The sequence below is a fragment of the Sphingobacterium shayense genome (assembly GCF_013179575.1).
Taxonomy (GTDB): domain Bacteria; phylum Bacteroidota; class Bacteroidia; order Sphingobacteriales; family Sphingobacteriaceae; genus Sphingobacterium; species Sphingobacterium shayense.
On sequence record NZ_JABMCQ010000124.1, the window covers coordinates 1 to 12,898 of the forward strand.

General features: G+C 40.3%; 10 protein-coding genes and 1 pseudogene. 4 read left to right on the top strand and 7 right to left on the bottom strand.

From position 1 onward, the window contains the following. From uvrA to HP439_RS13635, 3 genes are all read left to right on the top strand, one after another. On the top strand, positions 1 to 1,914 hold a 1,914-nt coding region (gene uvrA / locus HP439_RS13625), incomplete at its 5' end, for an excinuclease ABC subunit UvrA (protein ID WP_172390896.1). A 2-nt stretch (positions 1,915 to 1,916) separates the two neighbouring features. Further along, entirely contained in the window at positions 1,917 to 3,560 is a 1,644-nt protein-coding gene (pafA, locus tag HP439_RS13630) for an alkaline phosphatase PafA (protein ID WP_172390897.1), read from the top strand. 60 nt (positions 3,561 to 3,620) lie between these two features. Continuing rightward, entirely contained in the window at positions 3,621 to 4,061 is a 441-nt protein-coding gene (locus HP439_RS13635) for an RrF2 family transcriptional regulator (RefSeq protein WP_172390898.1), read from the top strand. 44 nt (positions 4,062 to 4,105) lie between these two features. Here HP439_RS13635 and HP439_RS13640 read toward each other — a convergent pair whose 3' ends face one another. From HP439_RS13640 to HP439_RS13665, 6 genes are all read right to left on the bottom strand, one after another. Then, positions 4,106 to 5,407, bottom strand: coding sequence for a UDP-N-acetylmuramoyl-tripeptide--D-alanyl-D-alanine ligase (locus HP439_RS13640; protein ID WP_172390899.1), 1,302 nt, complete (start codon positions 5,405 to 5,407; stop codon positions 4,106 to 4,108). A 78-nt stretch (positions 5,408 to 5,485) separates the two neighbouring features. Then, a complete protein-coding gene (locus tag HP439_RS13645) occupies positions 5,486 to 6,304 on the bottom strand; it encodes an SMP-30/gluconolactonase/LRE family protein (protein WP_172390900.1) in 819 nt (272 codons plus the stop codon). A gap of 127 nt (positions 6,305 to 6,431) precedes the next feature. Next, entirely contained in the window at positions 6,432 to 7,013 is a 582-nt protein-coding gene (locus HP439_RS13650; protein WP_172390901.1) for an LOG family protein, read from the bottom strand. Positions 7,014 to 7,255: 242 nt separating this feature from the next. Next, positions 7,256 to 9,676 carry an outer membrane beta-barrel family protein gene (locus HP439_RS13655; RefSeq protein ID WP_172390902.1) on the bottom strand — a complete coding sequence of 807 codons (2,421 nt, stop codon included), beginning with the start codon at positions 9,674 to 9,676 and terminating at the stop codon, positions 7,256 to 7,258. Positions 9,677 to 9,755: 79 nt separating this feature from the next. Then, positions 9,756 to 11,510 (bottom strand): PspC domain-containing protein, encoded by a 1,755-nt coding sequence (locus tag HP439_RS13660; protein WP_172390903.1) that lies wholly within the window; start codon positions 11,508 to 11,510, stop codon positions 9,756 to 9,758. Between the two features lie 30 nt (positions 11,511 to 11,540). After that, complete coding sequence (locus HP439_RS13665) at positions 11,541 to 11,873, bottom strand: PadR family transcriptional regulator (protein ID WP_172390904.1); 333 nt, start codon at positions 11,871 to 11,873, stop codon at positions 11,541 to 11,543. Between the two features lie 281 nt (positions 11,874 to 12,154). On the opposite strand from HP439_RS13665, the gene HP439_RS13670 reads away from it, so the two are divergent. After that, entirely contained in the window at positions 12,155 to 12,544 is a 390-nt protein-coding gene (locus HP439_RS13670) for a VanZ family protein (RefSeq protein WP_216657849.1), read from the top strand. A 58-nt stretch (positions 12,545 to 12,602) separates the two neighbouring features. On the opposite strand, the pseudogene HP439_RS13675 reads toward HP439_RS13670, so the two are convergent. Beyond that, positions 12,603 to 12,898 (bottom strand): annotated as a pseudogene (locus tag HP439_RS13675) (hypothetical protein); the annotation flags it as partial.

A 12,898-nucleotide genomic window follows, 5' to 3' on the forward strand; every position in this document is an offset into this window, starting at 1 on the left:
GTGGTCCCTGATAAAAGCAAATCCGTATATGACGGAGCGATTGCTCCTTGGAGAGGAGAAAAAATGGGCGAATGGCTAAACAAACTTGTTAAAAATGCATTGAAATTTGACTTCCCCATTCATCGGACATATAGCGAACTCACACCAAAGCAGCAAGAACTGTTATGGACCGGTAATAAATATTTCACAGGGCTGAACGCATTCTTCGAGGATCTTGAACAACAAACTTATAAAATTCAATATCGAGTAATGCTCTCTCGTTATCGTGGGAAAACAGATTGTCCGGAGTGCAAAGGCTCTCGTCTACGTTCAGATGCTTCCTATGTTAAAATTGGAGGCCGCTCAATATTAGAAATTGTACTCCTCCCGCTGGATGAAGCATTAGCATTTTTTAAAACGTTAAAGCTAGATTCTCACGAAACGATAATAGCCAAACGCCTACTCGCGGAAATTACCAGTCGCATTGATTTTTTATGTGAAGTCGGTCTGAGCTACCTCACGCTTAATAGACTGAGTAATTCTCTCTCTGGTGGAGAATCGCAACGTATCAATCTAGCGACCTCGCTAGGTAGTTCACTCGTCGGGTCCATCTATGTACTAGATGAACCGAGCATCGGCCTGCACCCTAGAGATACTCAGCGCTTAATCGGAGTATTAAAATCGCTTCGTCAAATCGGTAATACCGTTATCGTAGTTGAGCATGAACAAGAGATGATGGAAGCTGCCGATTATTTAATTGATATCGGTCCGGAGGCAGGAATTAACGGGGGAGAACTTGTCTTCGCCGGCAGTTACGATGAAATTATCAAAGATTCAAAAAGTCTTACGGGTAAATACCTAAACGGCTCTTTAAATATACCGGTTCCCGCTACACGACGAAAATGGTCGGATTCCATCACTATTAAAGGTGCACGGGAAAATAATCTCCAGGGAATCGATATTACCTTCCCGCTGCATACGTTCACCGTTGTTACAGGCGTGTCCGGCTCGGGCAAAACGTCGCTCGTAAAACGAATTCTCTACCCCGCCCTCCAAAAAGCAACAGGAAATTATTCAGGAGAGCAAACTGGTATCTTCGATGAGCTAACAGGAGATACCGGAACTATCGAACAAATCGAAATGATCGATCAAAACCCAATCGGCCGATCATCCCGATCGAACCCAGTTACCTATGTGAAGGGCTGGGATGAAGTCCGTGCTCTATATGCTGGATTGCCTGCGGCAAAGGCAGCCGGTTTAAAACCAGCCGCATTTTCTTTTAATGTAGAAGGTGGTCGGTGCGATGTATGTCAGGGGGATGGGGAGGTAAAAATAGAGATGCAGTTTATGGCCGACATTGTCTTACCTTGCGAAGCCTGTGAAGGAAAAAGATTTAAACAACACGTACTTGAGGTGTCCTATAAAGAGAAATCGGTATCCGAGGTTCTTGACCTCAGCGTTGACGAGGCGATAGCTTTCTTCAATGATCAGCCCAAAATATTATCAAAACTTCAACCTCTACAAGATGTAGGACTTGGATATGTAAAGTTAGGACAACCCTCTAGCACACTTTCGGGAGGCGAAGCACAGCGTATTAAACTTGCTTCGTTTCTGATAAAAGGGAACAATAGCAAAAAGACGCTTTTCATTTTCGATGAACCCACAACGGGACTCCATTTCCACGACATCCACAAATTGCTCAAAGCTTTTGATGCACTAATTGCATTAGGAAACAGTATTCTGGTAATCGAGCACAACATGGAAATGATAAAAACGGCCGATTGGGTTATAGACATCGGCCCTGAAGGAGGAAATAAGGGGGGAAAACTTGTGTTTGAAGGTACTCCTGAAAATTTAGTAAACTGTAACGAATCTTATACAGGGACATTCCTAAAAAATCACTTACTTTTAGACCCTAAATCAAAACACAACTAACTATGAGATCACTCATCATAATTGTATTTCTCGGAATATCCTGTGTATTTCAAAGCCTTGCTCAAAATAAGCCGGCCCGACCGAAACTTGTTGTCGGCTTAATGGTAGATCAAATGCGTTGGGATTACCTATACCGCTTCGCTGATCGTTATGGCGAAGAGGGCTTCAATCGCTTGTTAAACGATGGTTTCACTTGCGAAAACACCATTATCAATTATATTCCAACCTATACAGCTATAGGTCACAGCACGGTTTACACGGGAAGTGTACCTTCCATTCACGGTATCGCTGGAAATGACTGGATTGTCCAAGCAACCGGCGAGCCTATGTATTGTACGCAGGACGATAACGTAGTAGGCGTAGGAACGACTTCTCGTGAAGGGCAGCAGTCACCACGTAATTTACTGGCATCGACTGTCACCGACCAGTTAAAACTAGCGACGAATTTTCAATCAAAAGTAATTGGAATTTCGATTAAAGATCGAGGCGGTATTCTTCCCGCGGGTCATTTCGCAGACGCTGCATACTGGTTCGAATCCAGTTCAGGAAATTGGATATCAAGTTCTTTTTATATGGAGAAATTACCTAATTGGGTCGATGCATTTAATAAAAAGAAACTTGCTGATAAATATTTAAAAGAAGATTGGAACACGCTATATCCAATTGAAACGTATACCAATAGTATCGCAGATGACAATAATTATGAAGGAAAGTGGCCTGGTGAGGAATCGCCAACATTCCCTCGAAAGACGTCCATACTCATGAAAGATGCGGGGTATGAGCTCATAAAAACGACTCCCGCAGGTAATAAATTCACGTTGGATTTTGCGAAAGAAATACTTCAGAAAGAGCAAATGGGCAAAAATGCTACGGGTAGCACGGATTTCCTTTGCGTCAGTCTATCTGCTACTGATTACGTCGGTCATCGTTATTCGTTATCAGCCGTGGAGATCGAAGACACCTACCTTCGTCTTGATCAGGAAATCGCAGCGTTTCTAAAGTCATTAGACGAACAGGTTGGAGAGGGTAACTACACGATTTTTCTCACCGCTGATCATGCAGCATCTTACAATCCTATGTATTACACCGATCAGAAAGGTAACGGAGGGTATCTTTTTTCCAGACAAATACAAAACAATCTTAAAGAAGTTCTTAGTCAGAAATTTGGAAGTGATAAGTTGGTCCGTAGTCTTACAAACTACCAAGTTCATTTAAATTATACGCTTATTGACTCGTTAAAGTTGGATAAGGAAGCAGTAAAAAGTACGATTATCGATCAGCTATACAAAGAACCGGGAATTGCATACGTGGTAGATATGGAAGGAAACCAGAACATGTTCATACCAGCTCCATTACGAGAAAAAATCATCAATGGATACAATCGCAAAAATAGCGGTGCAATTCAGATCATTGCCGAACCTCAGTGGTACGCAGGAACTCCGAGGTCGCCCGGCACCACGCATGGCGTTTGGTCGGCGTACGACTCACACATTCCGTTAGTTTTTATGGGTTGGGGTATTGAACACGGAAAAACTAATAAAGAAGTTCAAATCATAGATATTGCTCCTACAATAGCTTCTTTACTTCATATCATGGAGCCAAATGGAAATATTGGTAAGCCAATAATTGAGGTGTTAGGAGAATAGCTCTAGTGGGAAAAATTTAGTATCTTTGTAACAAAACGACTATTCGAAAAAGGAACTTGTATGCTTTCTAAGAAAACTAAATACGCCATTAAGGCCCTGATGGTTCTAGGGCGTAACTATGGAAAAGAACCCATGCAGATCATTAAGATTGCAGAAGAGGAACGCATTCCAAAAAAATTCCTAGAGCAGATCCTTCTTGAGATGCGTAATGCCGGAATCCTGTACTCTAAAAAAGGGGCTGGAGGTGGCTATAGCCTAAACAAGGCTCCTGAGGATATTTATCTCTCTCAAGTTATGCGGCTTATTGATGGCCCGATAGCTTTGCTTCCCTGCGTAAGTCTAAACTTTTACCGATCGTGCGAAGAATGCGTTGAAGAACACGCCTGTGGAATACGAGACACCTTTGTGGAAGTTCGTAACGCCATGTTACAGATACTTAACGACACAAGCATAGCCCAATTGATAAGTAAAGAGTCTAAGCTCAATATCGAAGTTGACTAGATAATAATAAAGTCCGCGAATTCGCGGACTTTATTATTATCTAGTTATAAAAATTTCATTAACCTCTCAAATTCCATTCCGCGAGAAGCTTTAAGCAAGACTGTGCTGCCTTCTATTAACGAGGTTTTGAGCATGGCTTCTGCCTGTTCAGTTGTTTCATAAAATTCAGCTCCGTTGACAGCATGCCGAAAAAAAGCTTTGCCGACAAATACAGTCCGAAAAGCCGTAATTGCAAGTGCACGCCTCATCACTTTTTGATGTTCGGCAAAACTCTCTTCTCCCATTTCAAACATGTCTCCCAAGATTATAACCTTTTTTTCTGCAGTAATAACTTCAATATTATCCAAAGCAGCCGCCATACTGCTCGCATTCGCATTGTAATAATCCGCGATGACGGTGTTTTTCGAAGTTTTTGTTATCTGAGAGCGATTATTTGTTGGTCTATATCCTGTGATTCCTTTATTTATTATTTGTGGCGTCAGACCAAAAAACATTCCAACGGCGATAGCAGCTAAAATATTCTCAGTATTATATGATCCAGTCAATTGTGTTGAAACTTCGTAAAAATTGTCTTGACCTTTTTCTTTCCATGCAACTGTGATCAATGGATCAGCTACAATCAGCTTACCAACTATATCATTCTGGGGAGAGAAACCGTATCGTATGATCTGCGATAATTTACGCGATGATGCCATCTCGGCCAGATATTCATTATCACTTTGTAGAAAAAGTACGCCGTCATTTTTCTTTAGGAAATCATAAAGTTCGCCCTTCGTTTTCTTTACCCCCTCAAACGAACCAAAACCTTCCAAATGAGCCTTCCCGACGTTAGTAATCAACCCATGTGTTGGTTGCGCGATCTGACAAAGAAAATCAATCTCCATGAGATGGTTTGCTCCCATTTCAATAATTGCAATCTCAATCGTCTCATCAATTGCCAATAATGTTAATGGTACACCGATATGATTATTTAAATTCCCTTTGGTAGCATATGCTTTAAAGCCCTCCGTCAACACGGCCAATAGAAGCTCTTTCGTCGTCGTCTTTCCATTTGTGCCTGTAACACCAATAATTGGAATTTTCAGCTGACGACGATGGAACCTTGCAAGCTGCTGCAACGTATCTAGAACATTATCGACCAAAATATAACGATCATCGAGTGCATAATATGGGTTATCTACAACGGCATATTTTGCTCCCGCTAGTAAGGCGTCTTTTGCAAATTGATTTGCATCGAACTTTTCCCCTTTTAATGCAAAAAAAATACAGCCTTCAGTGATTTGGCGTGTGTCTGTTTGCACCACTGGAGCCGATTTATACAGGTGATATAGCGCGTCAATCGTCATCTTTTAAATTTTCAACAAAGGTCAAAAAAAGATGCGGCTTTCCCACATCTTCCTTTTTATTTTCTTCACTAAATCGAACTATTTAAGCGAATATGCTTTTACGCTATTATTACCAAAGGTTGGCATGTACACCGTGTTAGTAGGTGCATGAAAGCCCAAGTCAGCGGTATTCATCTTTCCTTGTACATCAAGTATTTTCTCAAAACTTCCGTCCGCCTTCACGTAATAAACTATCCCGCCCCAGCAAGTCACCAAAAAATCTCCGTTTCCAACCGGCTCGAGACCATCACCACCGAGTTCAAATCCTTTGGCAATTACGGAAGTCTTCTTATTATCATCTATTTTCCATAATTCTGGGCCTACCAGCGCATACAGATGATTATCAATAATCTTCAAACCGTTGACTGCTGGCGTATTTTCCAAAAATATTTCTGGTTTATAATTTTGCATTTTGTAAATCTTTCCTGTACGTGTATCTGAAACATAGACAATGCCATTATTATCAATTGTCACATCGTTCAACATCACTGCCCCAGGGAATTCGATTTGATGTATTAAGTTACCCGAGATAATATCAATCACCCAAACTGAGGTCACATCGGCAACATATAATAGGTCACCATGTATCGCTAATCCTTTTGGTGCATCCATCCCAGTAAACCAATCGGCGTCTTTAATCGACCCGTCCGTATTTAATATAGCTACCCCCCCTTTCCCATCTTTAGTCATGGCCTCTCCATCTATCAAAGAGACATATAATAAGTTTTTATCTGGCACATGTAAGACAGACTCTGGTGTGGGAAGACCTTTAGTTTCCCAAAGCTCAACAAGTTTTTTTTGTGCAGAAACACTCAAGGTCAGAAATACTGCACAAGCGAGAAATACTAATCGTTTCATAAAGTTTCAGTTTAAAATATTATAAATGGGAAGATACTAAAATACTATTTAACACCTAGAGAATTCATATCAGCGATACAATAAAAGTCATTGATCATATAGATTCATCAAACTTCGTTGGATATTCTCAAAGTTCATTTTTATGTATCCACTTGGTAACGTCCGGCGCTTGATAGTTCTCCATCTTCTCGAGCAGCTCCTCAATTGTGTCGCCGACCAAAAGTATATCCCTATTCTCCGGTCGTAATAAACCCTGTTCCACCATATGATCAATAAACAGGATCAAATGTGAATAATAACCTGCTGTATTAAGTATGCCGACAGGCTTTTTGTGTAATCCAAGTTGTGCCCACGTAATCATTTCAAATAATTCCTCCAGCGTTCCAAACCCTCCCGGCAAAGCAATGATCCCGTCAGCATATTCATTCATAATCCTTTTACGATCATGCATTGTGTCTACCGTAATCAATTTTGTTACGCCGGTATGTTCCCGCTCCTTCGTGTTTAGAAATTCTGGAATAACACCTATAACTTCTCCACCGGCAGACAGGGCAGCATTAGCAACAGCTCCCATTAGCCCAACACGTCCCCCTCCATATATTAATCGGATCTTTTTACGTGCGAATATCTTTCCAACCAATGTCGCCTGATCTTCAAACGCAGAATCGTAACCAAAACTCGAAGCACAAAAAACTACAATACTCTTCATAAAAAAGATTAGCTAACCAGCCTACAAACATATAATTATTAAACCGCAATTCTAAATCTCAAATCACAAGCGGAGATTATTTCGATACGTATAAAATAACCTCCTCCGTCCACTTTTTACTAAAATAAACTATCGCAACTAATTTTTGTTTTACGCATATCCCCATTTGCAATTATTTTTTCAAAAAAAACACAGGCAAATTCATGCCTGTGTTCAATTCAAATCAACTAGAAAATCGGCGCCTACTGCGCGCGACTTTTTTCTTCTGAAACGGTGTCCACACGTTTGTTTTGCTGTTTCAAATTCCCAAATTTATAAGTAAATGTCAACCGAACTGTTCGACTATCGTTATATTGGTTGACGTTTAGATCAAAATTACCGAAATCCGAGGATACGTGATTTTTTTGCGTACGAAATATATCCGTCACAGCAAGTTTCAGCGAGCTACGCTTATCATCGAAATTATAACTTGTACCAACATCAACGCCCCATCGAGGATGAATTCTATAAACACTGTACACAAATTCACTGGTATAATTCGCTGATAATTCAGCAGACCAACCTTTGTACACTTTGAAATTATTCGTACTTCTTCCTTGCAGAAAGAACGAACCAAGGTTCGCGTACTCTCCCGATATTGGTCCTTTGAAATGCATATATATACCAGCAACATTATTATTCATTGTCCAGAAGTTTCCAATTTGAATCGGTGCATTCACATTTAGATAAGAGGTAATGTTCTCCGCCAAATTATCACTGGTTACCCAAGATTCCCCTGTTTCGTCATTCTGACCTAAACTTTCTACAATCGCGTCGTGTGTGATATCAGTACCTAAAGTTAAGTTAAACCGCTTAAATAAAGTATAGTTCAGCGTGAAGCCGTCGGTATATTGCGGATTTAAATAAGGATTGCCTAAGCTATAGGTGAATTTATCAATATAGTAGGTGAATGGATTTAACGATCGGTAATTCGGACGCTGTACTTTACGGGCGTAACTCAAAGAAAGCACATGGTTTTCATTTAAATTATACCCTAAGCTTGCCGAAGGAAAAAGATCGATATAATCCCTTTTCACCCTTTTGTTGAGCGTTATGGAATTTCCATCGGAAAAAGTATACTCACCGCGAAGCCCCAATTTCATGTTAAACTTTCCGAATGCTTGACTATAATCCGCATATGCTGCAGCAATTTGTTCGGTATATACAAAATGATTCGGCCGACCGATATATTCTTCCCATTGCCCATCAACATACCGCTCAAACTGTAAATCGTTATCCGATTTGACATTGCTATATTTTAGACCCGCCTCGATTTTGCCTTTTCCAACATTTTTCACGTAATCAATTTTTCCCACCAAAATATCAATGTCAACGGGGGCTCTACTTTGCTCTATTTCCTGTGGATATAAAGGGGTCCCGATTGGATCGGTTGTCAAGTAGCCATAGTCGTTAATTGAATTATTGCGGAAACGACTCCAATCACCATCAAAAGTCAATTTCCCGCCCAAGGTATCTAACAAATATTCATTATTAAAATTTAATGAATAGCGATTAAACGAATTATCTACGATGGAGGTTGTTTGAAGTATCGAATCAATGACACTGCTATTTGGACCAATATTCGTCAAACTGTTGTTTTCTTCATCACGAAATTCATTATTACCGGTAAATTGTAAAACAACGGTATTCTTCGAAGATGTCTTATGTTCAACGCCAAATCGATAATCATGATTCTTTCGAAGCTGTCCCATTGCACCTGACTGTCTAAACAAACGAGGATCCGTTTCAGAAATGATATTTCGTGCAAGAGCAATATCGAAACGCCGTTTATCATGAGTATATCCGTAGGAACCAAATACGTTCGTATTGTTCTTTTTATAATTTAGATTCAACGAACTATTACCTCTCCCATGAATACCTTTTGCACCACTGACGACAAACGAACCGTTAAATCCCTCCATATTATTCTTCTTTAAAACAATATTGATCGTACCAACGGAGCCTTCAGCATCATCCTTTGCGCTTCGAACCGTACTTACTTCAACACTTTTAATTTGATCCCCGTTCATAGTTTTAAGCAGCGATGTTAGCTGCTCCCCACTCATATATGTCTGTCGTCCATCAATTGTAACATTTACACCTTGCTGTCCCATAAGTTGTAAGTTATCATCTTTATCAACGCTCACCCCGGGTGCACGTTGAACAATATCAAGGGCATTATTACCTGCGGCAAGAGTCGAGTTCTCTACGTTCAAAATCAGCTTGCCATCGCGCTGTTGTACAAGGGGTAAACGTCCTTGAACCGTCACCTCGCCAATAGCATTTGTTTCCCGCAATAAAATAATATTTTCAATTATAACATCGGCCGTATTTACCGTCAGTATTTCAGATTTATAGGTAGCAAATCCAACAGATGATGCTTGAACGAAGTAAGTTCCCGACGGCACACTAGCGATTGAAAATTTTCCTTGTGCATCCGTCACAGCGGTCTTTATAATTGCATCGACTTTGCTGCTCATTAAGTAAACCGTTACTTTTTCCAAGCCCACCAGCTGCTCATCGGTGACCTTGCCGCGGACCGCCGGCTGTTTTGCTTGCAACTTACCTGAGCTCAACCCTGTTAGCGCAAAAAATAATATTAAATATGTATAAATTGTTTTCATAGTTAGTGTATAAGAAGCCCCTTTTAAAGGATATTCCCTTTAATTAATTTAAACTGAGAGGCCATATGGTTTGTTCTTCCTAGATTGCCTGTTTGTTTTCCTTAGCGGTAGTGTTTATTCTTAGGCGGTTGTCATTTACTTCAATTGTAACATTCGACCCGTCGATACTAATTACTGAATCCTTTCGTTCGTGAGTAACAACGTTGTCCTGGATATTGTTATTCTTCAGGTTTCCTTGATTATCTTCCTTGTTTTCGGGCTCAGGTTCAGGCTCAGGTTGCACACACACAAGCCCACGCTCACTCATTGTCCATTCTGTCACTTTCTGTCGGTCCGCATCTATGTAGTTATTTCTACATTCCCAAATATTTATATCTCGTACTTTATTGTCGATCGTCTGGTCTAATAAAACTTTCGCGCCACGTGGAAGATAAATAATAACCTTAACATTTTGATCCCGATCAAGAGCTCGGTTTTTTAGCAGAAAATGACTTGGAAAAACAATTATCTCTTCTTCCTGAATGGCTTGATAAGCAATTTCTCCAGCACGTTGGGCCGCCAATTGATAAGATTTCCCCTTTGCGGAATACTGATACTGAATAAAAGGTTGGCTCAGCGAATCTATACTTTCAAAGTGAATACCAATATCCTCATGCAAGCGCTTATGCAGATTTACCCCGTCCATCTGCATATTAAATTTTGATTTCAAGGAGTCTTTTTCATTTTCATCGAGCACACGCACGTCTTTCTGTGAAAAACTATATATTTTTTGCACTTGAATTTTTCGTTCCACGTTGATCGTACTCTTTTCGCGGAAATCTTGGGCAGCGTACACACAGAAATATATTACTGCGACGATGGATACGATCCATACTGCAAATATTGTCAGAGATAAATAGTTATTAATCTTTTCTGTTTTAAACAATACACGGATCAACCATAAGAACAACGCGAGAAATGGTATCGTTACGGCTAAAAATCCAAATGTTAGGGCAACAATAGCCTCATCTCCCGATAGCACCTGCAATGGCGGGAACATCATGGGATTCTCCATCCCAAACAAGTTCATTAAATTGAATACATAGAACACAAAAAGTCCTATGATATTCGTCCCCGTAACGAAAAGCATAACCCATGCTATAAATTTTCCAATTAACCCCATACATCCCCCTAGCGCAGTCCCGGCTGTCCGTGCTCCGCGAGTAATGTGTTCGCCTGCTCCTGCGAAATTATCCGAAAAGCTTTTTACCTCCTCATCAAAGGATTTTTTAAAATTTTCCAAATTTGGCACCTCTCCTCGCATCACCATCTTATCGGCTCTTGTCTCCGCTTCAGGCATCACAATCCAAAGGATCAGATATACTAGAAAACCAGAACCGCCAATTAAAACGAATAATACTAAAAGCACACGTATCCAACGAGGTTCCATTGCGAAATAATGTGCCAGTCCACTACACACACCGCCAAGGATTTTATCATCTGGATCTCGCATCAGCTTGCGACCGACGTGCGACACTCGAGGTTCGTCAGCATAGGCAGATTCTTCAAATCCTTCACCTAGAGTTTCGCTTTCTTGAAAATCGCTTACGCGTCCCATGCGTTTAATTACGTCCTGCACATCCTCAATATTGAGCACTTCCTTTCTTCCTGTCTGAATATGCTCACTAAACATTTCAGCAATACGATTCTCAATGTCCTCTAATATCTCCTTGCTTTCCGCCGTGTTGCCAAAGTGCTTTTTAATATCAATCATGTACGACCTGAGGGTCTCATATGCATCTTCTTCGATGTGAAAAACGATGCTGTTAATATTTATAATTATTGTCTTATTCATGATCCAGTTTGATTTGATTGATTCGTATAATTAATTTCGTCCTTGTAACGATGTCTGCACAGCAAATAGCAGTTCTTTCCATGTTACATCAAGCTTCGTCAGCACGTCGCGTCCCAACGGTGTGATTTGATAATATTTTCGAGGAGGGCCTGAGGTTGACTCTTTCCAGTTATAACTTAATAGCCCGTTATTCTTCAGACGTGTCAGTAAAGGATATAAGGTCCCCTCTACAACCAGAAGCTCCGCCTTTTTTAATTCATTAATTATATCTGAAGCATATATCTCCCCTCGGGAAATTATAGAAAGGATACAATATTCAAGTATCCCTTTCCTCATCTGGGTTTGCGTATTCTCTGCTATCATATTACAAAGATATATGCTTTAGACTGTACTATGCAATACATAGTACTATATTTTTTCAAAAACCACAGTTAACAACCTGATTATCAGCTAGAAAATTTTACTTAAAAACACAACAACCTATGTAACAGCTTCTTTAAGTCAAAAAGAAATATAATGACCTGAATTTCAGACTAATTATCATCAAAATATCCGCGAGTCATCCCTATCAATACCACCTCCATTAGAATAAATATTCTCCTCTTTCTTTTGAAACCTCCATAATAAATGCGACTTTTATAAAAATGATAAAATATTTATTCAACTACGCCTGGGCAATATTATGGGCAATACTAATGCTTATCCTAATGGGTTTGCCGGCCAACGACTTGCCCAGCACAAAATATTTCGAAGGTTTCGATAAACTCGCCCATTGCGGCTTTTTCTTCGTCTTCACTGTGCTTATGCTCATGGGGTTTATTGTCCATTCTAAAGGGAGAGCTTCGAAACTTAAGACTTTCGTTATCACCTTAGTTGTTGCAAGTCTTCTGGCTTTTGGCACAGAAGGATTGCAGTTATATTTCTCCACAGGGAGAGCCGCTGATTGGTGGGACATATTCGCAGATTATGTAGGTATATGCATGGCGCTTTTTAGCTACATCTTGTTGCATCAGAAAAGGTTAGGTTACGAATAACGGAGTCTGCTTAATTAGCAACGTATTTCGCTGTGATTAGGGCATTTTTGTCATGTCATTAAGCAATAGCTAAAATTGCCACAGAGACTTTGCATCCAGTATCATCAATCAACCTATTGATTGCGGCTCCTAGAACATCGCCACTGTCGAGCAAATCATCGACAAGTAAAATATGCTTGCCTACAAAACTCGATGAGGAAATACAATGAAATACCTTATGGCGGCTAGAGCTTTTGACAATTTCAGAGCAAATAAAATCTGACGAATTGACTGGCAAATGAAGCGCTGCACCTATACCCCTCGCTAAACATTCGTTCTGATTATATGCTCCTAACCTCTGGCCTCTCCGCGCGA

Bases quoted from the DNA above. Each gene is read 5' to 3' on its own strand.
- pafA (WP_172390897.1), top strand. From the start codon at position 1,917: ATGAGATCACTCATCATAATTGTATTTCTCGGAATATCCTGTGTATTT.
- HP439_RS13635 (WP_172390898.1), top strand. From the start codon at position 3,621: ATGCTTTCTAAGAAAACTAAATACGCCATTAAGGCCCTGATGGTTCTA.
- HP439_RS13640 (WP_172390899.1), bottom strand. From the start codon at position 5,407: ATGACGATTGACGCGCTATATCACCTGTATAAATCGGCTCCAGTGGTG.
- HP439_RS13645 (WP_172390900.1), bottom strand. From the start codon at position 6,304: ATGAAACGATTAGTATTTCTCGCTTGTGCAGTATTTCTGACCTTGAGT.
- HP439_RS13650 (WP_172390901.1), bottom strand. From the start codon at position 7,013: ATGAAGAGTATTGTAGTTTTTTGTGCTTCGAGTTTTGGTTACGATTCT.
- HP439_RS13655 (WP_172390902.1), bottom strand. From the start codon at position 9,676: ATGAAAACAATTTATACATATTTAATATTATTTTTTGCGCTAACAGGG.
- HP439_RS13660 (WP_172390903.1), bottom strand. From the start codon at position 11,510: ATGAATAAGACAATAATTATAAATATTAACAGCATCGTTTTTCACATC.
- HP439_RS13665 (WP_172390904.1), bottom strand. From the start codon at position 11,873: ATGATAGCAGAGAATACGCAAACCCAGATGAGGAAAGGGATACTTGAA.
- HP439_RS13670 (WP_216657849.1), top strand. From the start codon at position 12,155: ATGATAAAATATTTATTCAACTACGCCTGGGCAATATTATGGGCAATA.